Here is a 20,380-nt window from a genome sequence, read left to right on the forward strand (position 1 = left end):
GTTTATTACTCAGACAATTTAGTAGCGAAGCCAAAAGCCGCTGGCAAGGGGCTTGGCAATGCCCCCCGTCAGCGGCGGAAATGTGCGGAAATGTAAGGAAAAATCAGTCGGTGACGGGCACCGGCGCGGGTTCGGCGTGGGTCGGGCGGCTGCCCCACAGCGCGTAGAACAGCACGTAGAGCTCGCACGCGGCAGTGAGCAGGAAGCTCCACTGCAGGCCGAAATTGTCGGCGATCTTGCCTTGCACGATCACCAGCGCACCGCCCGCGATCGCCATGATCAGCAGGCCGGATCCTTCTTCGGTCAGCGGGCCGAGGCCTTTGATCCCCAGCGTGAAGATCGTCGGGAACATGATCGAGTGGCACAGCCCGACGAGGATCAGCGCCCACATCGCCACCGGGCCGTGCGCGAAGGTGGCGACCAGCATGACCGCGAAGGCGGCCACGGCGAAGCAGGCCAGCACGCGATCGGCCGGTATCGAGCGCATCAGATAGGAGCCGATGAAGCGGCCGACCATCATCCCGCCCCACAGCAGGAAGAGATAGTGGGATGCCTGCTCGTGCGTCAGGTTGCCGATGTCGGGCTGCGACACGAAATTGATGAACAGGTTGGCGACACCGATCTCGGCGATCAGGTAGATGAAGATCGCGGGGACGCCGAACACGAGATTGCGATGCTTCCAGAGTGACTGGCCACGCCGCTCCTCGGCCGACGAACGGCGGTTGGCGCTCCCCATTTCCGGGAGGCGGAACCGCGCGATGACGATCGCGAGAGCGACCAGCACCGCTGCGACGATCAGGTAGGGCAGCACCACGGAATGGGCGTCGGCCAGCCGCTCGGCCGGCGTGAGATGGGCGGCGCCGGCCATTTCTGTGCCCGATTTCGAGCGGCCGAGGATCAGGTATCCGCCGAACAGCGGGGCGAGCGTCGTGCCCAGCGAGTTGAACGCCTGTACGAGATTGAGCCGCGAATCCGACGTCTCGGCCGGGCCGACCACCGCGACATAGGGATTCGCGGCGACCTGCAGCAACGTGATGCCGCTGGCGATCACGAACAGGGCGACAAGCGTCACGCCATAGGATGGCAGCAGGGCGGCGGGCGCCATGCCCAGCGCGCCCAGTGCCATGATGCCCAGGCCAATTACCATCGAGCGCTTGTAGCCGACGCGTTCGATCAGTTTCGCGGACGGGATCGACGCGAAGAAATAGGCGATGAACCAGGTCGATTCGATCAGCGTGGTCTGGGTGTAGTCGAGGTCGAACACGCTGCGCAGATGCGGCAGCAGCGTGTTGTTGATGACGGTGATGAAGCCCCAGATGAAGAACAGGCTGGCCAGCAGGGTGAGCGCCGGGCGATAGGTGGCCGACATGGGGGAGGCGCCGGCACTGGCGCTGGTGGTGACCGGTCCGGGCACTATATTTTCCTCATCCTGATGCCCTCGAAGTGCGGGCGGGGTTGCTCTTCGCTTTTTTGTCTGAGTATATGGGAGCAAGAAGCGCGTCAACGCCAAGGCGTCGTCGTGGCGGCGGGGAGGAGGGCAAGCCCATGAAAGCGAAGCGCAATTTCGCGATCGGCGGCGAGTCCCGGCATCCCGCCCGCGATGCTCCATGGCCAAGCGGTGCGCCGTTTCGCTGATCCTTGTCCGGAAGTTTGAAACCGATGCCCGATCCCGTGACCTCCCGCCCGCTCCGTTCGCGCGCGTGGTTCGACAATCCCGACAATATCGACATGACCTCGCTCTATCTGGAGCGTTATCTCAATTTCGGGCTGAGCCTGGAGGAACTGCGGTCGGGCAAGCCGATCATCGGCATCGCGCAGACCGGATCGGATCTGTCGCCGTGCAACCGCCATCACCTCGTGCTGGCCGAGCGCGTGCGGGAGGGCATCCGCGAGGCGGGCGGCATCGCGATCGAATTCCCGGTCCACCCCATTCAGGAGACCGGCAAGCGCCCGACGGCGGGCCTCGACCGCAACCTCGCCTACATGGCGCTGGTCGAATTGCTCTACGGCTATCCGCTCGACGGCGTGGTGCTGACGGTCGGCTGCGACAAGACGACACCGGCCATGCTGATGGCGGCGGCGACCGTGAACATTCCGGCGATCGCATTGTCGGTCGGCCCGATGCTCAACGGCTGGCACAAGGGCGAGCGCACCGGCTCCGGCACCATCGTCTGGAAGGCGCGCCAGATGCTGGCGGCCGGCGAGATCGACGAGGCGGGCTTTATCAAGCTCGTCGCCTCCTCGGCGCCGTCGACCGGCTATTGCAACACGATGGGCACCGCGACGACGATGAATTCGCTGGCCGAGGCGCTGGGTATGCAGCTGCCCGGATCCGCCGCGATCCCCGCGCCCTATCGTGACCGGCAGGAGATTTCCTACCGCACCGGCCTGCGCATCGTCGACATGGTGCGCGAGGATCTGAAGCCCTCCGACATCCTGACCCGTGAGGCGTTCCTCAACGCGATCGTGGTCAATTCGGCGATCGGCGGATCGACCAACGCGCCGATCCACCTCGCCGCTATCGCCCGCCATGTCGGCGCCGATCTGGAACTGAAGGATTGGGAGACGCACGGCCACAAGGTGCCGCTGCTCGTTAATCTTCAGCCCGCCGGCGAATATCTCGGCGAGGATTATTATCGCGCGGGTGGCGTGCCCGCCGTGGTGGCGCAGCTGATGAAGCAGGGCCTGATCCACGAGGATGCGATCACCGCCAACGGCAGGTCGATCGGCGAGAATTGCCGCGACGCGACGATCGAGGACGAGAAGGTGATCCGCCCGCTCGAACGCCCGTTGAGGGAGGCGGCCGGCTTCATCGTGCTCTCCGGCAATCTTTTCGACGCCGCGATCATGAAGACCAGCGTGATCGATGACGAGTTCCGCAACCGCTACCTCTCCAACCCCGACGATCCCGATGCGTTCGAGGGGCCGGCGATCGTGTTCGACGGGCCGGAGGATTATCACCACCGCATCGACGATCCGGCGCTCAACATCACGCCGGAAACGCTGATGTTCATGCGCGGCGCCGGGCCGATTGGCTATCCGGGCGCGGCGGAGGTGGTGAACATGCGGCCGCCCGCCTACCTGATCCGCGAGGGCGTCCATGCGCTGCCCTGCATCGGCGACGGTCGCCAGTCCGGCACGTCCGGCTCGCCCTCGATCCTCAACGCCTCGCCGGAAGCGGCGGCGATGGGCGGCCTCGCGCTGATCCGCACCGGGGACAGGGTGCGCATCGATCTGCGCAAGGGCAGTGCCGACGTGCTGATCCCCAACGAGGAGCTGGCCGAACGCCGCCGCGCGCTGGTCGAGGCGGGGGGCTATGCCTATCCGGCCTCGCAGACGCCGTGGCAGGAGATGCAGCGCGCTGTCGTCGGCCAGATGAACACCGGCGCGATCCTTGAAGGATCCGAAAAGTATCAGCGCATCGCCCAGACGCAGGGCGTGCCCCGCGACAACCACTGAGACGCTAAAAATCCTCCCCCTGGGCGGGGGAGGATTATCAAGTCAGGCGCAGGAGCGTCGCGCCGTGCGGCGGCAGGTGGCGCTCGATCCGACCGCTCGCCCGGCCGGTCGCGCCCGTCCACAGGTCGCGCGCCTGCACCGGCCCGCCGAGGCCGAGTTCGCCGAGTGCGATGCCGACGGTCTTGGGCGTGTCGGCGGCATTGAACAGCGCCAGATAGCGCTCGTTCCCGCCGCCCTCAGGCCGGGCCGACCAGATGTGCGTCCCGTCCTCGACGAAGTGCGGGCGGTTGGCGGTGCTCGCCTGATTGACCGCGATCACCTCGCGATTGGTGAGCAGCGCCAGCGTCGCCGCGTCGAGGTGGCGCAGATCCCCGCCCATGATCAGCGGCGAGCGGGCGATCACCCACAGCGTCATCAGCGTACGCTGCTCGTCGGGCGTGAAGCGGGTGTCGCGCGCGCCGAGCGCGAGGCGGCCGAGCGGCAGCATGTCCGCATCGGGCCAGCCGCCCGGCACGCGCCACGCATTCCAGTTTTCCAGCCGCACGAACTGGGCCTTGAGCATCGCCCAATCGTCCCAGAAATCGTCCGATATCCGCCACATCTGCGCGAAGCGGCGGACATGCTCCGCACGTGGCACCGGCGTCTCGCCCGGCGAGAGGCTGAGGACGATCGGCCGGCCGCAGCGCCGGATGGCGGTATGGGCGGCCTCGATCTCCGGCGCGTGGGCGTCATAGGGGCGGCTCATGTCGTCCATCTTGACGAAATCGACGCCCCAGCCGGCGTACAGCGCGAACACGCTGTCATAATAAGCCTGCGCGCCGGGCTTGCGCATGTCGACGCCGAACATGTCGGGGTTCCACGGGCAGATGCTCGCCGTGTCGGCGATGTCGGCCGCGCGGTAGGGCGTTCCGAGGATGGGCAGGTTGCGCTGCATGGCGAGGCGCGGGATGCCGCGCATCAGGTGGATGCCGAACTTCATGCCGAGGCCGTGGACATAGGCGGCGAGCGGCGCGAAGCCCTTGTCTCCCATGCTCGAGGGAAAGCGGTTGGGCGCGGGCAGCAGGCGGCCATGGCCATCCAGCGTCGGTTGCGCGACGGCGTGGTAATCGTATCCGGAGGCGCCCGGCTCGTACCACTGGATGTCGACGGTGAAGACGTCGTAGCCGAAGGGCAGCAGCTTTTCCGCCATGATCGCGGCGGTCTCGCGAGCCTGCGCCTCGGTGATGGTGGTGGCGAAGCTGTTCCAGCTGTTCCAGCCCATCGGCGGGCGCGGGGCGAGCAGGGGAGGCGCCCCCGCGATCCTGGCCCGTGCCGCGACCGGCGCCGCCGCGCTCGCCATCGCGCCGGTAAGGATCGTGCGGCGGTTAGGGCCGTTCGCCACCGTCAGTCCCTCAGCGAGAGTTCGGTGTCTTCCTGCGCGAGGCGGACGAGATCCGTCATCGCCGAACGCGCGGCATCGGCATCGGCGTCGGCGATCGCCTCGAACAGCACGCGGTGATCGGGCAGCGGATCGCGCGGCAGCTTGCGGCGGCGCTGCTTGAAGATCGTCGTCCAGCCCACCGCCGCCTCGATCGAACTGGCGAGCGAGATCAGCGGCGCGTTGCGCGTCGCCTGCAGGATGGTGTGGTGGAAGAGCTGGTCGGCCGCCTGACCCGCCGCCGTGGCGAGGCCGTGGCGCGCCATCTCCTCCAGCGCGTGCCCCATGCGGGCGAGGTCGGCGCCCTCGCGGCGGCGCGCGGCAAGTTCGGCGGCGGCCGGCTCCACGATCATGCGCAGCTCGAACAGGTCGCGGATGAAATCCTCGCTCGGCTCGCCCTCGAACGCCCAGGCGAGCACGTCGGGATCGAGCAGGTTCCAGCGGCTGCGATCGGAGACACGCGTGCCCGCCTTGGGGCGGCTCTCCACCAGCCCCTTGGCGGCGAGCATCCGCACCGCCTCGCGATAGGCGCTGCGCGAGACGTTCAGCTGCTCGGAGAATTCGATCTCGCCGGAGAGCGTGTCGCCCGGTTTGTAATGTCCCGTGACGATTGCGACGCCGAGGTCGTGGGCGATCGATCCGTGGATGCGCATGCCGAGCGAAGGTTTGGCGAGCCGGCCGAAGGGGGGCTTTTCCGTACGCGCCAAGCCTGTCTCTCCCTCATCCTGCACCCGCGCGGTTATACCGCGCCCCGTTGTGCGGACGACCATAGCGAAGGCTTGATCGCACCGCCAGAGCATCCTAGACAACTTGTCAGACAATATCATTATCGGGAGGATTAAGACGATGCTCGATCGCCTGTCGCGCCGCGTCGCGGGGTTCATGCTGGGGTGCGCGATGCCGCTCGCCGCGATGGCGCAGGCGCCTGCCGCGACCGTGACGCTCCACGCCGATCAGCCCGGCCCGCGTTACGACCGGCAGATTTTCGGCCAGTTCGCCGAGCATCTCGGCCATGGCATCTATGGCGGCGTCTGGGTGGGGAAGGGATCGCCGATCCCCAACATCGACGGCTATCGCAAGGACGTGATCGACGCGCTCCGGGAGATCAAGGTGCCGGTGGTGCGCTGGCCCGGCGGCTGCTTCGCCGACGAATATCACTGGCGCGACGGCATCGGCCCGGCCAAGGCGCGCAAGGTCAGCATCAACACCCATTGGGGCGGCGTGACAGAGCCAAACAGCTTCGGCACGCACGAATATATGGGTTTCATGGATCTGCTCGGCGCGCAGGCCTATGTCGCGGGCAATGTCGGTGATGCCAGCCCCGCCGAAATGGCCGAGTGGGTCGAGTACATGACCTCGCCGACCGGATCGACGCTGGCGAAGGAGCGCGCCGCGAACGGCCATCCGGCGCCGTGGAAGGTCCCCTATTTCGGCATCGGCAACGAATTGTGGGGCTGCGGCGGCAACATGCGGCCCGAATATGCCGCCGACGTGACGCGCCGCTATGCCACCTTCGTCAAGGCGCCGGCCGACCAGAAGATCATGAAGATCGCCAGCGGCCCCAACATCGACGATTATCACTGGACCGACGTGATGATGCGCGAGACCGGCAAGATGATCGACGGCATCTCGCTCCATTACTACACCTTCCCCGGCAGCTGGGAGGACAAGGGATCGGCGACGCAGTTCGACGAACACGCCTGGGCCTCGACCCTCGCCCACACCTGGAAGATGGACGAGCTGCTGACCAAGCATTCCGAGATCATGGACAAATATGATCCAGCAAAGCGGGTGTGGCTGGTCGTCGACGAATGGGGCACTTGGTACGATGTCGAGCCGGGCACCAACCCCGGCTTCCTCTACCAGCAGAACACGCTGCGCGATGCGCTGGTGGCGGCGATCAACCTCAACATCTTCGCCAAGCACGCCGATCGCGTGAAGATGACCTCGATCGCGCAGATGGTGAACGTGCTGCAGGCGATGCTGCTCACCGACGGGCCGCGCATGGTGAAGACGCCGACCTACTGGGTGTTCGATCTCTACAAGCCCTGGCAGGACGCGACGGTGATCCCGGTCGATATCCGCTCGCCCTGGTACGACAAGGACGAGTTCGCGATTCCGGCGGTGAGCGCGTCGGCGGTGCGCGACACGAGCGGGCAGGTGCATGTCGCGCTCGCCAATGCCGATCCGGACAAGCCCGAGACGGTGAGCGTGAAGCTGGCGGGCGTGACGGCGGGTGGCGTGACCGGCCAGATCATCACCGCGCCGGACATGCACGCCTTCAACAGCTTCGATCGCCCGGACACGGTGCGCCCGGCGGCGTTCGACGGCGCGCGGATCGCGGGCGACACGCTGACGGTGACGCTGCCGGCGAAATCGGTGGTGGTGCTGGGGCTGCGCTGACCCCTTCATCCTCCCTGCGCGAAGCGTGGGGAGGGGGACCACCCATAGGGTGGTGGAGGGGCGGCGGTGGCACACCGCCGCCTGCGACGGCGGCCCCTCCACCATGCTCCGCATGGTCCCCCTCCCCAGCAGGCTGGGGAGGATGAAGTCAGAACAGCTTGATCTCCACCAACCGCACCGCGGCCCTTGCGGGCTTCTTCACCAGCAGGCGCAGCTTGGCGCTACTTATCGCTGGCCACGCGATCCGCGTAATGCCATTCGCGACCGGTGGGGGCAGCGACGCGGCGGGCACGTCCTTCCAACCGCCATCCCAGACCTGCAGCCGATAGGCGGAGGGCACCGCGAAATCCTTGCCGTCGGCGTAGAAGGCCAGTTCCGCCGCGTGGACCTGCGCCGCCTTGCCGAGATCGACCGCGAACCAGTCCCATGCGTGCGCCGAACCGATGGTGGACCAGCCGTTCGCCATTTCGGGGAAGAACCACACCCGCCCGTCGAGCGCGCCATGCAGCGCGGCGGGATCGGCGTTCACCGAGGCCGAGCCTTTCGGATAGTCCGATCGCACGAGGTTCACCGCGAGATCGATCGGCCGTTCTATGGGCGCGAGCGGCTTGCGCGGGAGGGGCACGGTCAGCCGTTCCGGCACGACGCTGTGCGCGACCTGCGCCCCGTCCACCAGCAGGGTCAGCCCCGCGCCGTGGCCGTAGCGGCTGCCGTCCGCATCCCACAGGATCGTCACCAGATGGCCGTGATAGGGAACGTCCTGCAGCGCGAACCATGGCAGATATTCGGGGTCCTTGGGATCGGCCGGAATCAGCGGCGCGACCTCCAGCACGTCGTCGGCGCGCGGGCGCAGGCCCGCGAGGCCGGTGACGATCAGGTCGTCGAAGCCCGAGTGGAAATAATGATGGCTGCGCGCGAGGCCGACGATCGGCTTGCCGGTCTGCGGATCGTAATCCTCCTGCAGATCGGGATGATCGCCCAGCATATGCAGCGCCGCATATTGGTGGAGCAGCCGCAGATAGTCCGATCGCGTCGCCACCGTCTGCGGCGGGCCTTCGAGCAGGTTGGCAAGGCCGGTCAGCGCCTGCGTCGTCTGGAATGGCCAGACCGGGCCGTTCCACTGGCACTCGCGCCCGCCGCTGGCCGCATCGTAGCGATACTGGCGCATATAATATTGGTAGGACGGCTCGACGGTGCGCATCCCCTTCGGGCCGCCCAGTTCGGCGGGCGAGAGCAGGTGCGACCAGGCGGAAGCGAAGCGCGGATCGCCCGTCACCATGTCCACCGTCCACGGCAGATAGCCGACCAGCTCGCGGCCCCGGATCGGCGCCCAGGCGCGGACATACTCGTTGCCCTTCTGGTAGCGATCGACGAAATGGCCGAGCGCCGGGCTCCACAGGTCCGCCTCGACATGTGCCTTCAGGTCGGCGGCGCGGGCGGCATAGTCGGCGGCGGTCGCCTCGTCGCCGGCCAGCGCCGCGATCCGGCCGATCGCGCGGGCATTGTCGAACATGTAGGCGTTGATCGAGGGGCGGAAGGCGTCGCCGCCCCGGAAACCGTCCTTGCCGCCCGAGGCGTCGATCGAGGAAATGGTATATTCGGTCGCGTCGAGCAGCGGCTCGATCCAGTAGAGCCGGCGATCGAAATCGAAATGATCGTCCCACAAATTGTAGACGTGGCGCATCGCGTCGAGGTGGCGGGTCGCGGCGGTGGCGTCTCCGTCGGCGAGATAGCGGCCCCACACCGCGCCCGCGATCCCCTCGCTGAAATGCCGGTCGTTGCCGCCGCCTTCGTAGAGGAAGTTCACGTAATCGTCGGCGTACCGCCGGTCGCGCAGCCAGCGCCCCTCCACGATGTGGAAGGCGGTGGCGTCGTTGAGGCTGGCATAAGGCTCGCGCTGCCAGCTCACATCGTCGAGGAATTCGGTGGAGATATAGCCCTGCCGGCCGAGATCGCGCTGGTGGGCGCGGAAAATCTGCCAGCGATAGTAGAATATCCGCGTCAGCAGCGGATCGGACGCCTCGAAGAAGGGGATATTGCCTTCATACCAGGGCGCATCGTTGCCGAAGCGATCGACCGCGATGCGATGCTCGTCGAGCGGGAGCGCGGCCGGAAGGGGCGCGGCGGCGCCGACCAGCAGCGCCGCCAGCAGGATGCGAAGCCGCCTCACGCCATGGCGGGCACGGCCGGCTCGTCGTGGAAGGCCTCCACCTCGATCCGCTCCGCGCGCAGGAAGGCGTCGGCGACATGGCGCAGCGGGGCGCGATCCACGTCCTGTGCGCCCGCCGCGATCAGCGACGCGAAGCGGACGTAGAGACCGCGATATTCCGCCTCAGGCGGCAGCGGCTGGGCCACGCCGTCGACCGTCATCTCCGCGCCGCCTTTCGACAGGACGAGCCGGCCCTGATCGGTCTCGATGCGGATGTCCCAGGTCTGCGGGCCGGTCTGGCGGAAATCGAGATCGGCGGTAAGCGGCGCGCCGTCCGCCATCACGAAGGCGAGATCGGCCGCGATCGGCGACTGCTGGTTGGAGGGATAGGAAAGCGTGCCGCCGGTCAGCAGGAAGGGCGGCAGGATGTGCGTCGCGATCGAGAGCGCGTTGATCCCCGGATCGAACACGCCGAGCCCGCCCGCCTGCCAGATCCAGCGCTGCCCCGGATGCCAGACGCGCACGTCCTCGCGCCAGATGATCTGCGCCGACAGGATGCGCTTGCCGGCGAGCCACGCGCGCGCCGGCTCGACCGCCGGGGCCTCGCGGCTGTGCCACGCGGCGAAGAGGGTCAGGTTGCGCTCGGCCGCGAGATCGCAGAGCAGCGCGACCTCGCTCAGCGTCGCGCCCGGCGGCTTTTCGAGCAGCACATGCTTGCCGGCGAGCAGCGCGTCGCGGGCGGCGGCGAAGCGGGCCTGCGGCGGCTGGCACATCGCCACCGCCTCGATCCCCGGCTCCCCGGCCAGCATCGTGGCGACGTCGCGATAGGTCCTGCCGGTCGGGCATTCGCCCTGGAGGGTCGCGCCGCAGACCAGCTCGAAATCGTCCGAGGCGGCGATGGCGGGGAGGTGCTGGTCCTGCGCGATCTTGCCCAGGCCGACGATCGCGAGCTTCACCGCCATCAGAGCGCCTTCACCGTGACGCTCTCTTCCTCGGCGATGGCGATCGGGTTGCGCACGGGCAGGCGGAAGGGCGCCGCCTCGATCTCGAACACGTCGCCCGGCTGGGTCCGCACGCCGTCGCTGAACGAGAGCGTGGCGGTGCCGAAGAAGTGGACGTGGACGTCACCCGGCCGACGGAACAGGCCGTATTTGAAATGATGATGCTCCAGGTTGGCGATCGTGTGGGACATGTTCGCCTCGCCCGACAGGAAGGGCTTTTCCCAGATCGTCTCACCATCGCGGACGATGCGGCTGGCGCCGCGCACGTCGGCGGGCAGGTCGCCGACCAGCAGCTCCGGACCCAGCGCCGCCTCGCGCAGCTTGGAATGGGCGAGCCACAGGTAATTGCCCCGCTCGGTGACGTGATCCGAGAACTCGTTGGCGAGCGCGAAACCCAGGCGCACCGGGCTGCCGTCGGCATCGATCAGGTAGATGCCGGCGATCTCCGGCTCCTCACCCGCATCCAGCGCGAAGGCGGGGGAGCGGATCGGCTGGCCGGGTGCGACGAGCTGGCTACCGTCGCCCTTGTAGAACCATTCGGGCTGCGCGCCGACTGCGCCGTCGGCGGGCTTGCCGCCCTCGACGCCCATCAGGAACATCTTCATGCTGTCGGTCGGCTCGGGATTCTCCTTCGCCGCGCGGTGCATCTTGTCGCGTCCCTCGGCCGAACCGAGATGGGTGAGGCCGGTGCCCGTCATCAGCAGATGCGCGCTGTCCTCATGGTCGATCGGCGCCAGCAGATCGACCGAGGCGGGGTCGATCGCCTCGCCCGCGCCGGCCGCCGCGACGGCTTCCGCCAGCGTCTGCCCGGCGGCGAGCGCGGCCTTGGCGAGCGCCACGACGCTCGCCGCACCCGGCACGACATGGGCCTGACCATCCTCGGACAGCGCGGCGACACGGCGGGCGCCATCGGCGGCCCGGAACTGGATCAGCGATAGGGTCACGTTTTTCCTCTCCGAAAGTCTTGGGCCGTCAGGCCGGGCGCGACACCGTGCCGTCGATGCGGCGCGACAGGTGCCACGGATTCGCCTCCGCCAGCGCGGGCGGAAGCAGCCCGGCGGGCAGGTTCTGGAACGACACGGGCCGCAGGAAGCGCGCCATCGCCAGCGTGCCGACCGAGGTGGTGCGCCCGTCCGACGTCGCCGGGAAGGGGCCACCATGGACCATGGCGTGGCTCACCTCGACGCCCGTCGGCCAGCCGTTGGCGAGAATGCGGCCGACCTTGCGGGCGAGCACCGGCAGCAGCGTCGCGGCATCGGCTTCGTCGGCTTCGTCGAGGATCAGGGTGGCTGTGAGCTGGCCTTCGAGGCCGGCGATCACCGTGCGCACTTCGGCCAGATCGCGGCAGGCGACGATCGCGGAGGACGAACCGAACACCTCATGCCCCAGCGCCGCGTCGGCGAGGAAGCTCGTCGCATCGGTGCGGAACAGCGCGCCCTGCGCCTGGTTGGCGCCGCTTGCCGGGCAACCGCGCGCGACCGTCTCAATCTTGTCGTGGCCGGCGAGCGCGGCCACGCCCTTGTCATAGGCGGCGTGGATGCCCGGCGTCAGCATCGTGGTCGCGGCGGCGCCGGTCAACGCCTCGCCGGCGGCCGCGACGAAGCGGTCGAGCGCGTCTCCGGCAATGCCGATGACGAGGCCGGGATTGGTGCAGAACTGGCCCGAACCCATGGTCAGCGACTGCACGAAGGCGGGCGCCAGCGCGTCACCACGGGCCTTCAGCGCGGCGGGCATCAGCACCACCGGATTGATGCTGGACATCTCGGCATAGACCGGGATCGGCTCGGCGCGTTCCGCCGCGATCTTCATCAACGCGAGGCCGCCGGCGCGCGATCCGGTGAAGCCCACCGCCTTGATCCGCGGATCGGCGACCAGCGCGCCGCCCAGCTCGATCGAGGGACCGGGCAGGTAGGAGAAGGTGCCTTCGGGCAGGCCGCAGGCCGCCACCGCATCGCGGATCGCGCGGGCGACCAGCTCGCCGGTGCCGGGGTGGGCGGGATGGCCCTTCACCACCACCGGGCAACCGGCGGCGAAGGCGGAGGCGGTGTCGCCGCCCGCCACCGAGAAAGCGAGCGGGAAGTTGGACGCACCGAACACCGCGACCGGGCCGAGCGCGACGTTGACGCGGCGCAGATCCGGGCGGGGCAGCGGCTGGCGATCGGGCAATGCCGGATCGATCGTCGCGTCCAGCCAGTCGCCCTGGCGGACGGTGGCGGCGAACAGGCGCAGCTGGCCGACGGTGCGGCCACGCTCGCCCTCCAGCCGGGCACGGGGCAGGCCGCTTTCCTGCATGGCGCGAACGATCAAATCGTCGCCGATCGCGACGATGTTCTCGGCGACGGTTTCGAGGAAGCGTGCGCGCTCCTCCGGCGTGGTGGCGGCGTAGGCATCGAACGCAGCGTCGGCGAGCGCGCAGGCCTTCGCGACATCGGAGACGTCGGCCGAGCCGAAGCGCGGCTCGATCTGCTCGCCCGTCGATGGATCGATGGCCGAGAAGAAACTGGTGCCGGCTTCGTCACGCGAGCCGATCAGGATGGAACCCTTGATCATCTTCCGCCTTTAATTACTCAGACAAATAGTATCTAGCAGGCCCGGCGAGTCCGGGCAAGCCGATGCTGCCCTATAATCGTATACGAAAAATCTGTCAGGAAAAATGGCCGAGCCGCCGTTCGATCGCCGCCGCGCAGGCCAGAACGTCGGCAAGCGGGGCGAGGCCATCGGTCGGGTGCGCCGGGCGCGAGAGCGAGATGGCGGCCACGACCGCGCCGTCCGGCCCACGCACCGGGGCGGCGATGCAGAAGAGATCGTCGGCGATCTCGCGATCGTCGATGGCGTAACCCTGCGCGCCGACCTTCGCGATCTCGGAGGCGATGGCGGGGGGATCGGTGATCGTCCGCCCGGTTAGCGGCACGAAGGGGCCGGCGGCGAGATAGTCGGCCAGCCGTTCCGCCTCGACGGCGGCGAGCAGCACCTTGCCGATTGCCGAGCAATAGGCCTCCAGCTGCCCGTCCTCGCGCGTGAAGAGCGCACGGCCGCCGCCCTGCTCCTTCACCACATAGGTCACCATGTCGCCCTCCAGCACGCCGAGATGGGCGGTGGCGCGCATCGTGCGGGCGAGCCGGCGCAGCGGCGCGCGGGCGGCGCTGGCGATGATCGCACGGGGATCCGACGCGATGCCGAGCGACGCGAGTGCGAGGCCGGGGCCGAAAAATCCGCGCTTTCCCTGTGCAAGCAGCCCGTGGCGGGCGAACAGCGCGACGGTGCGGTAGGCGCTCGACAGGGGGATATCGAGCGCGGCGGCATGGTCCGCGATCGGTCGCTCGGCGCCGTCCCGCGCGACGCTGAGCAGCAGCGCGATGGCGCGGTCGAGGGTCCCCGGCGGATCGGGCGGAAAATCCATCGTCTCACTCTATGAGAAAATCGGTGGCCGGTAAATTGCGTCGCTCCCAAGGCGGTCCATAATGGCGGAAACGAGCGAGGGAGAGGATCTTGGGCCGAAGCATCGAGCAAGCCGCCGCCGATCTGCGCGCCGCTTATGCCGGTGGCACCATCGCTCCGCTGCGCGACGTGCTGGAGCCGACCGATGCGGACGGCGCCTATGCGGTGCAGGAACTCAACACCCGCCACTGGATCGGCGAGGGGCGCAGGCTCGTCGGCCGCAAGATCGGGCTGACCGCCGCCGCCGTGCAGAAGCAGCTCGGCGTCGACCAGCCCGATTTCGGCGCGCTGTTCGCCGACATGCGGATCGCCGACGGTGGCACGCTCAGGGCGTCCTCAGTGCTCCAGCCCAAGGCGGAGGCCGAGGTCGCGATCGTGCTGGCGAGGGATATAGACGACCCGGCGGTGGATGCGGACGGCATCCGCGCCGCGACGGCGCACGCGGTCGCCGCGATCGAGATCGTCGACAGCCGCATCGCCGACTGGACAATCACCTTCGCCGACACGGTGGCGGACAACGGCTCCTCGGCCTTCTTCGTGCTCGGCAGCCGCGAAGTGCAGCTCGACGGGCTGGACCTTTATTCCTGCGGCATGGTGCTGGAGGTGAACGGCGCGGTCGCCTCGCTGGGTGCGGGGGCGGCCTGCCTCGGCCATCCGCTGAACGCCGCCGCCTGGCTGGCGCGCACCCTGATCGCGCGGGGCGAGCCGCTGCGCGCCGGCGACGTCCTGATGACCGGCGCGCTCGGCCCGATGATCGCGCTCAACCCCGGCGACCGGGTGCGCGCAGTGATCGGTGGCCTCGGCGAATGCAGCTTCGATTTCGAGGGGGATCGGGCATGCCCAAGGTGAAGGCCGCGATCATCGGATCGGGCAATATCGGCACCGATCTGATGATCAAGATCATGCGCACGTCGGACGTGCTGGAGATGGGCGCGCTGGTCGGCATCGATCCCGCCTCGGACGGCCTCAAGCGGGCCGAGCGGCTGGGCGTCGCCACGACCGCGGAGGGGATAGAGGGGCTGGTGAAGCTGCCCGTCTGGAACGAGATCGGCGTGGTGTTCGATGCGACCTCGGCCGGCGCGCACGCGCGGCACAGCGCAATCGTCACCGGCGCGGGCAAGGTGATGATCGATCTCACCCCGGCGGCGATTGGCCCCTATGTGATCCCGGTCGTCAACGGCGACGACCATCTCGATGCGGCCAACGTCAACATGGTGACGTGCGGGGGGCAGGCGACCATCCCGATCGTCGCCGCGGTCTCCTCGGTCGCGACGGTCCATTATGCCGAGATCGTCGCCTCCATATCGTCCAAGAGCGCCGGCCCCGGCACACGCGCCAATATCGACGAGTTCACCGAGACCACCAGCCACGGGATCGAGAAGGTCGGTGGCGCGGCGAAGGGCAAGGCGATCATCATCCTCAACCCTGCCGAGCCGCCGATGATCATGCGCGACACGGTGTTCACCCTGTCCTCGGGCGCAGAGGAGCCGGAGATCGCCGCCGCGATCGAGGCGATGGTGGCGAAGGTCAACGCCTACGTCCCCGGCTACCGGCTGAAGCAGAAGGTGCAGTTCGAGCGCTTCGGATCGAACAATCCGGTCCGCATCCCCGGCATCGGCACGTTCGAGGGGGTCAAGACCAGCGTCTTCCTCGAGGTGGAGGGCGCCGCGCATTATCTGCCGGCCTATGCCGGCAATCTCGACATCATGACCTCGGCGGGCCTGCGCACCGCCGAGAAGATCGCCGCGCGCCGGCTGACGAGGGAGGCGGCGTGATGCGCTTCGATCCCACCCGGACCAAGCTCTACATTCAGGACGTGACGCTGCGCGACGGGATGCACGCGATCCGCCACCAGTACGGCATCGATCATGTCCGCAGGATCGCGAAGGCGCTCGACGAGGCGAAGGTGGATGCGATCGAGGTGGCGCATGGCGACGGCCTCAACGGATCGAGCTTCAACTACGGCTTCGGCGCGCATACCGACTGGGAATGGATCGAGGCGGTCGCAGACGTGATCGACCATTCGGTGCTGACCACGCTCCTGATCCCCGGCATCGGCACGATCGAGGAGCTGAAGCACGCCTACAGGCTCGGCGTCCGCTCGGTCCGCATCGCGACGCATTGCACCGAGGCCGACATCTCGAAGCAGCATATCGCCGCCGCGCGCAATCTCGGCATGGACACCTGCGGCTTCCTGATGATGAGCCATATGATCGAGCCGGACGCACTCGCCAGCCAAGCCAAGCTGATGGAAAGCTATGGCGCGACCTGCGTCTACGTCACCGATAGCGGCGGCGCGCTCGACATGGACGGCTATCGCGCGCGCTGCGAGGCCTATGACCGCGTGCTCAAGCCCGAGACCCAGCGCGGCATCCACGCCCACCACAATCTCTCGCTCGGCGTCGCCAATTCGATGGTCGGCGCGCAGGCCGGCGCGATCCGCATCGATGCCAGCCTCGCAGGGATGGGGGCGGGGGCGGGCAACGCGCCGCTGGAGGTGTTCATCGCGGCGGCCGACCGCAAGGGCTGGCTGCACGGCTGCGACCTCTACAAGCTGATGGACGCAGCCGAGGAGCTGGTGCGCCCGCTGCAGGACCGCCCGGTGCGCGTCGACCGCGAGACGCTGAGCCTCGGCTATGCGGGCGTCTACTCCTCCTTCCTGCGCCACGCCGAGAAGGCCAGCGCCGACTACGGCGTCGATACCCGCGAGATCCTCGTCGAGCTGGGCCGCCGCCGCATGGTGGGCGGACAGGAGGACATGATCGTCGACGTCGCGCTCGACATGGCCGGGCAACGCGCATGACACCCGACTCCCGCCGGAGGATCGACCAATGACCGCATCCGCTTCCACGCTCGAGGCACCGGCCGCGACCCAAATCGCCGCCGATCGCGACTGCCGCAACTTCATCGCCGGCCAGTGGGTCGAGACCGGCCGCCTGTTCGAGAATCGCAACCCGATCGACAACAGCCTCGTCGGCCAGGTCCATGAGGCGGGCCGTGCCGAGGTGGATGCAGCGGTGACGGCGGCGCGCAAGGCGCTGCGCGGGCCGTGGGGCAAGCTGACGCTCGATGAGCGCTGCGCGCTGCTTCACAAGGTCGCCGACGAGATGATGCGGCGCCATGCCGATTTCGTCGCGGCGGAGCTGGCCGATACGGGCATGCCGCTCGCCTTCGCCAGCAACGTCAATGTCCCGCGCGGCGCCGCCAACTTCAAGGTGTTCGCCGACCTGTTCCGCAATGTGCCGACCGAGGCCTTCGCGCAGGACGTCCATCACGGCGGCAAGGCGATCAACTATTCGCTGCGCTCCCCGCGCGGCGTGATCGCGGTGGTCTGCCCGTGGAACCTCCCGCTGCTGCTGATGACGTGGAAGGTCGGCCCGGCGCTTGCCTGCGGCAACACGGTGGTGGTGAAGCCGTCGGAGGAGACGCCGTCCACCGCCACCCTGCTCGGCGAGGTGATGCGCGACGTCGGCGTCCCCGAGGGCGTCTACAACGTCGTCCACGGCTTCGGGCCGGACAGCGCCGGGGCTTTCCTGACGGAGCATCCCGGCGTCGATGGCATCACCTTCACGGGCGAGACCGGCACCGGCGAGGCGATCATGCGCGCCGCGGCGAAGGGAGTACGCCCGGTATCGTTCGAACTGGGCGGCAAGAATCCGGGGATCGTCTTCGCCGACGCCGATCTCGATGCGGCGATCGAGGGGATCACGCGATCGACCTTCCAGAATACCGGGCAGGTCTGCCTCGGCACCGAGCGCGTCTATGTCGAGCGGCCGATCTTCGATGCCTTCGTCGCGCGGCTGAAGGCGAGTGCCGAGGCGCTGGTGATGGGGCCGCCCGATCGCACCGGCGTCACCATGGGGCCGCTGATCTCGCAGGAGCATCGCCGCAAGGTGCTCGGCTATTACGAGAAGGCGAAGGCCGAGGGCGCGACGATCGTCACCGGTGGCGGTGTACCCGCGATGGGCGATGCGCTCGACGAAGGATCGTGGGTCGAGCCGACGATCTGGACGGGCCTGCCGGACTCGTCCGCGATGCTGCGCGAAGAGGTGTTCGGCCCCTGCTGCCATATTGCCCCCTTCGACACGATCGACGAGGTGATCGGGCGCTCCAACGCCACGGCCTACGGCCTCGCCGCGACGGTATGGACGCAGAACCTCTCGACCGCACACCGGATGGGGGCGGAGCTGGAGGTCGGTATCTGCTGGATCAACAGCTGGTTCCTGCGCGACCTGCGCACGGCGTTCGGCGGCGCCAAGCAATCGGGCATTGGGCGGGAAGGCGGGGTGCACAGCCTCGAATTCTACACCGAGCTCAAGAATGTCTGCATCAAGCTCTGACCCGGAAGACACCATGGCCTTGACCCCCGATCTGATCGCCAGCCTTGCCGAGCATCTCGAGACCGCCGAGCTGGAGCGGCGCGAGGTGGTGAAGATCACCGATGCGCATCCGGACATGGACTGGGACGACGCCTACGCCATCCAGGCCGCGATCCGCGACCGCAAGACCGCGCGCGGCGTGGCGATCGCCGGCTACAAGGCGGGCCTCACCAGCCATGCCAAGATGAAGCAGATGGGTGTCACCGATCCGGTGTTCGGTTTCCTCACCGATTACGGGATGATCCCCGATGGCGGCGAGATCGACACTGCGACCTTGATCCACCCCAAGGTGGAGGCGGAGATCGCCTTCGTGCTCAAGCATGAATTGAAGGGGCCGGGTTGCCATATCGGAGCGGTACTTGCGGCGACCGACTTCGTGCTGCCGGCGGTCGAGGTGATCGACAGCCGTTACAAAGATTTCATCTTCGATCTGAAGAGCGTGATCGCCGACAACACGTCCGCCGCGCGCTGGATCACCGGCGGGATCGCGACCGACGTGCGTGGGTTGGATCTCAGCAACCTCGCGATCGTGATGGAGAAGAATGGCGAAGTGGTGGGGGAGGCGACCGGCGCCGCGGTACTCGGCCATCCCGCGCAAAGCGTGGCTATGCTGGCCAACATGCTCGGCCGCCGGGGCGAGTCTCTGCTCGCCGGCGCCTTCATCATGACGGGTGGCGCGACCGAGGCGGTCATGGTCCATCCCGGCGACGAGATACGCGTGCGCTACGATCATCTCGGCACCTTGACGATGCGCGTGGTCTGATGGTCAGACCAAGGTCGATGGGTGGACGATTGCGTGAATCTTCATTATATCGAGCGGTATGAAAAACATGGATACAGCCGTCGCGACCCGCGGACGCCCGCGTGAATTCGACGCGGACGACGCGCTGGCGGCGGCGCTGAGGGTGTTCTGGACGCGTGGCTACGAAGGCGCGTCGCTCAGCGAGCTGACCGAGGCGATGGGCATCACGCGCCCCAGCCTCTACGCCTGCTTCGGCAACAAGGAAGCGCTCTTCAAGAAGGCGCTCGATCTCTACGAGACCGAGAAAATGGCCTATATGCAGACCGCGCTGGACGCGCCCACCGCGCGCGGCGTGGCCGAACGGCTACTCCATGGCGCGCTGGCCAACCAGGCGAGCAGCTGCGATCCCAAGGGTTGCCTGGGCGTGATCTCGTCGGTCGCCTGCGGGGCGGAAGCCGAGGCGATCAAGGCCGAGGTGGTGGCGCGCCGCGCCTCGTCCATGGCGGCGCTGGTGCAGCGATTCGAGCAGGCCAAGGCGGACGGCGACCTGCCAGATGGCGTGGAGCCGGAGGCGCTCGCCCATTATCTCATCGCGTTGCTGCAGGGGCTGTCGGTGCAGGCCGGCACCGGCATGTGCTGCGACAATCTGGGTCGCATGGTCGATACCGCGCTGGCGATGTGGCCGGGGCGATAAGTCCGGCTGAAGGGTCGCGTCGAAAAACTTTATCGAGCGGTACAGAAAGCGGTTGACGCAAAGCGGCTACGCTCTTTATATACCGCTCAGTAAGGAACAAGCGACGCGGAGCTGCGAGGTTCCTCATCGATCGATGTCCGGTCCGGCGATGGAGTAACCATCCTCCCTCTCGCCACGAAACCAAGGTTGCCGCCTCGCGGCTTCGTCTCATCAGGGCACTTCCGCGCTCGCCCGCTGACGGCGCGCGGGGCGGGGATGCCGTATATTCGTAAGGGGTTGTCCCATGGCCTATCTCGACACCCGCGAGGCCTTCGCCACCGCAGCGCCGGTCGGTGCCTCCTCGATCCCCGCCGCCTTCGAGCGCAGCGAATGGGAAGTGATCGTGCTGGCGCAGCGCGATGACATCGCGTCGCTTCGCGCGCCGGGCTGGCTGGCCCGCACCTTCGCCGCCCTGTTCGGCGGCAATCCGGATCGCCGGCTCGCCAGCCCGCGCCTGGAGGCTTTGCGCAGGCTTGCCGTCCATGCCTGGCATCAGGGCTACGCCGTGCCCGTCTCGGCGATGAAGGGCTTCAAGGAAGTCGGTTTCTCGACCGATCAGCTGGAGTTGCTGCTGTCCAGCATCGCCCAGGGCCGCACCGCCGATCGCCACGGTTACTGATCCCCATCGGGGGCGACGCTCACTCCCTCCCCCTCCGAGG

17 protein-coding genes are annotated in these 20,380 nt (G+C 67.9%); 9 read left to right on the forward strand and 8 right to left on the reverse strand.

Annotated elements, in window-relative coordinates:
- Window positions 1-103: 103 nt before the first annotated feature.
- A complete protein-coding gene (locus QGN17_RS19785) occupies window positions 104-1,369 on the reverse strand; it encodes a sugar MFS transporter (protein ID WP_281046371.1) in 1,266 nt (421 codons plus the stop codon).
- A gap of 269 nt (window positions 1,370-1,638) precedes the next feature.
- Between QGN17_RS19785 and QGN17_RS19790 the strand changes: the two genes are divergently transcribed.
- Window positions 1,639-3,459, forward strand: coding sequence for an IlvD/Edd family dehydratase (locus QGN17_RS19790; protein WP_390902720.1), 1,821 nt, complete (start codon window positions 1,639-1,641; stop codon window positions 3,457-3,459).
- A 37-nt stretch (window positions 3,460-3,496) separates the two neighbouring features.
- On the opposite strand, the gene QGN17_RS19795 is transcribed toward QGN17_RS19790, so the two are convergent.
- Together QGN17_RS19795 and QGN17_RS19800 are read right to left on the reverse strand one after the other, a co-directional pair.
- On the reverse strand, window positions 3,497-4,798 hold the full coding sequence (locus QGN17_RS19795) for a glycoside hydrolase family 27 protein (protein ID WP_281046372.1): 1,302 nt from the start codon (window positions 4,796-4,798) through the stop codon (window positions 3,497-3,499).
- A gap of 44 nt (window positions 4,799-4,842) precedes the next feature.
- A complete protein-coding gene (locus tag QGN17_RS19800) occupies window positions 4,843-5,529 on the reverse strand; it encodes a FadR/GntR family transcriptional regulator (protein ID WP_051035188.1) in 687 nt (228 codons plus the stop codon).
- A gap of 193 nt (window positions 5,530-5,722) precedes the next feature.
- Here QGN17_RS19800 and QGN17_RS19805 point away from each other — a divergent pair, with 193 nt between their 5' ends.
- The gene (locus QGN17_RS19805; RefSeq protein WP_390902721.1) at window positions 5,723-7,279 is read left to right on the forward strand and encodes an alpha-N-arabinofuranosidase; all 1,557 of its coding nucleotides are present in this window, start codon (window positions 5,723-5,725) and stop codon (window positions 7,277-7,279) included.
- Window positions 7,280-7,427: 148 nt separating this feature from the next.
- Here QGN17_RS19805 and QGN17_RS19810 read toward each other — a convergent pair whose 3' ends face one another.
- The 5 genes from QGN17_RS19810 to QGN17_RS19830 all read right to left on the reverse strand — a co-directional run bounded on the left by QGN17_RS19810 (window position 7,428) and on the right by QGN17_RS19830 (window position 13,829).
- On the reverse strand, window positions 7,428-9,449 hold the full coding sequence (locus QGN17_RS19810) for an MGH1-like glycoside hydrolase domain-containing protein (RefSeq protein ID WP_281046327.1): 2,022 nt from the start codon (window positions 9,447-9,449) through the stop codon (window positions 7,428-7,430).
- Window positions 9,446-10,390 carry a Gfo/Idh/MocA family protein gene (locus QGN17_RS19815; RefSeq protein WP_281046328.1) on the reverse strand — a complete coding sequence of 315 codons (945 nt, stop codon included), beginning with the start codon at window positions 10,388-10,390 and terminating at the stop codon, window positions 9,446-9,448. The genes QGN17_RS19810 and QGN17_RS19815 overlap by 4 nt, the downstream gene beginning before the upstream one ends.
- Window positions 10,390-11,373, reverse strand: a complete 984-nt coding sequence (araD1, locus tag QGN17_RS19820; protein ID WP_281046329.1) for an AraD1 family protein — start codon at window positions 11,371-11,373, stop codon at window positions 10,390-10,392. Before araD1 ends, QGN17_RS19815 begins: the two co-directional genes overlap by 1 nt.
- Before the next feature lie 28 nt (window positions 11,374-11,401).
- Window positions 11,402-12,979 (reverse strand): aldehyde dehydrogenase (NADP(+)), encoded by a 1,578-nt coding sequence (locus QGN17_RS19825; RefSeq protein ID WP_281046330.1) that lies wholly within the window; start codon window positions 12,977-12,979, stop codon window positions 11,402-11,404.
- A 94-nt stretch (window positions 12,980-13,073) separates the two neighbouring features.
- The gene (locus QGN17_RS19830; RefSeq protein ID WP_281046331.1) at window positions 13,074-13,829 is read right to left on the reverse strand and encodes an IclR family transcriptional regulator; all 756 of its coding nucleotides are present in this window, start codon (window positions 13,827-13,829) and stop codon (window positions 13,074-13,076) included.
- A gap of 89 nt (window positions 13,830-13,918) precedes the next feature.
- On the opposite strand from QGN17_RS19830, the gene QGN17_RS19835 reads away from it, so the two are divergent.
- From QGN17_RS19835 to QGN17_RS19865, 7 genes are all read left to right on the forward strand, one after another.
- Window positions 13,919-14,716, forward strand: coding sequence for a 2-keto-4-pentenoate hydratase (locus tag QGN17_RS19835; RefSeq protein WP_281046332.1), 798 nt, complete (start codon window positions 13,919-13,921; stop codon window positions 14,714-14,716).
- Window positions 14,704-15,642: an acetaldehyde dehydrogenase (acetylating) gene (locus tag QGN17_RS19840; protein WP_281046333.1), complete on the forward strand. Its 939-nt coding sequence runs from the start codon at window positions 14,704-14,706 to the stop codon at window positions 15,640-15,642. Before QGN17_RS19835 ends, QGN17_RS19840 begins: the two co-directional genes overlap by 13 nt.
- Window positions 15,642-16,670: a 4-hydroxy-2-oxovalerate aldolase gene (gene dmpG / locus QGN17_RS19845; RefSeq protein WP_281046334.1), complete on the forward strand. Its 1,029-nt coding sequence runs from the start codon at window positions 15,642-15,644 to the stop codon at window positions 16,668-16,670. Before QGN17_RS19840 ends, dmpG begins: the two co-directional genes overlap by 1 nt.
- Before the next feature lie 28 nt (window positions 16,671-16,698).
- The gene (locus QGN17_RS19850; protein ID WP_281046335.1) at window positions 16,699-18,207 is read left to right on the forward strand and encodes a 2-hydroxymuconic semialdehyde dehydrogenase; all 1,509 of its coding nucleotides are present in this window, start codon (window positions 16,699-16,701) and stop codon (window positions 18,205-18,207) included.
- A gap of 13 nt (window positions 18,208-18,220) precedes the next feature.
- Entirely contained in the window at window positions 18,221-19,009 is a 789-nt protein-coding gene (gene dmpH, locus QGN17_RS19855; RefSeq protein WP_281046336.1) for a 2-oxo-3-hexenedioate decarboxylase, read from the forward strand.
- A gap of 58 nt (window positions 19,010-19,067) precedes the next feature.
- The gene (locus tag QGN17_RS19860) at window positions 19,068-19,682 is read left to right on the forward strand and encodes a TetR/AcrR family transcriptional regulator (protein WP_281046337.1); all 615 of its coding nucleotides are present in this window, start codon (window positions 19,068-19,070) and stop codon (window positions 19,680-19,682) included.
- Between the two features lie 283 nt (window positions 19,683-19,965).
- Entirely contained in the window at window positions 19,966-20,340 is a 375-nt protein-coding gene (locus QGN17_RS19865) for a hypothetical protein (RefSeq protein WP_281046338.1), read from the forward strand.
- The last annotated feature ends 40 nt before the right edge of the window (window positions 20,341-20,380 follow it).

The sequence above is a fragment of the Sphingomonas oryzagri genome (assembly GCF_029906645.1).
In the GTDB taxonomy this organism is placed as follows: domain Bacteria; phylum Pseudomonadota; class Alphaproteobacteria; order Sphingomonadales; family Sphingomonadaceae; genus Solisphingomonas; species Solisphingomonas oryzagri.

Excerpts from the sequence above, each read along its gene's own strand:
- QGN17_RS19815 (WP_281046328.1), bottom strand. The coding sequence starts at position 10,390 with ATGGCGGTGAAGCTCGCGATCGTCGGCCTGGGCAAGATCGCGCAGGAC.
- QGN17_RS19785 (WP_281046371.1), bottom strand. The coding sequence starts at position 1,369 with ATGTCGGCCACCTATCGCCCGGCGCTCACCCTGCTGGCCAGCCTGTTC.
- dmpG (WP_281046334.1), top strand. The coding sequence starts at position 15,642 with ATGCGCTTCGATCCCACCCGGACCAAGCTCTACATTCAGGACGTGACG.
- QGN17_RS19805 (WP_390902721.1), top strand. The coding sequence starts at position 5,723 with ATGCTCGATCGCCTGTCGCGCCGCGTCGCGGGGTTCATGCTGGGGTGC.
- QGN17_RS19795 (WP_281046372.1), bottom strand. The coding sequence starts at position 4,798 with ATGGCGAGCGCGGCGGCGCCGGTCGCGGCACGGGCCAGGATCGCGGGG.
- QGN17_RS19865 (WP_281046338.1), top strand. The coding sequence starts at position 19,966 with ATGGCCTATCTCGACACCCGCGAGGCCTTCGCCACCGCAGCGCCGGTC.
- QGN17_RS19825 (WP_281046330.1), bottom strand. The coding sequence starts at position 12,979 with ATGATCAAGGGTTCCATCCTGATCGGCTCGCGTGACGAAGCCGGCACC.
- QGN17_RS19850 (WP_281046335.1), top strand. The coding sequence starts at position 16,699 with ATGACCGCATCCGCTTCCACGCTCGAGGCACCGGCCGCGACCCAAATC.
- QGN17_RS19800 (WP_051035188.1), bottom strand. The coding sequence starts at position 5,529 with ATGCGCATCCACGGATCGATCGCCCACGACCTCGGCGTCGCAATCGTC.
- QGN17_RS19840 (WP_281046333.1), top strand. The coding sequence starts at position 14,704 with ATGCCCAAGGTGAAGGCCGCGATCATCGGATCGGGCAATATCGGCACC.
- QGN17_RS19860 (WP_281046337.1), top strand. The coding sequence starts at position 19,068 with ATGAAAAACATGGATACAGCCGTCGCGACCCGCGGACGCCCGCGTGAA.
- dmpH (WP_281046336.1), top strand. The coding sequence starts at position 18,221 with ATGGCCTTGACCCCCGATCTGATCGCCAGCCTTGCCGAGCATCTCGAG.
- QGN17_RS19830 (WP_281046331.1), bottom strand. The coding sequence starts at position 13,829 with ATGGATTTTCCGCCCGATCCGCCGGGGACCCTCGACCGCGCCATCGCG.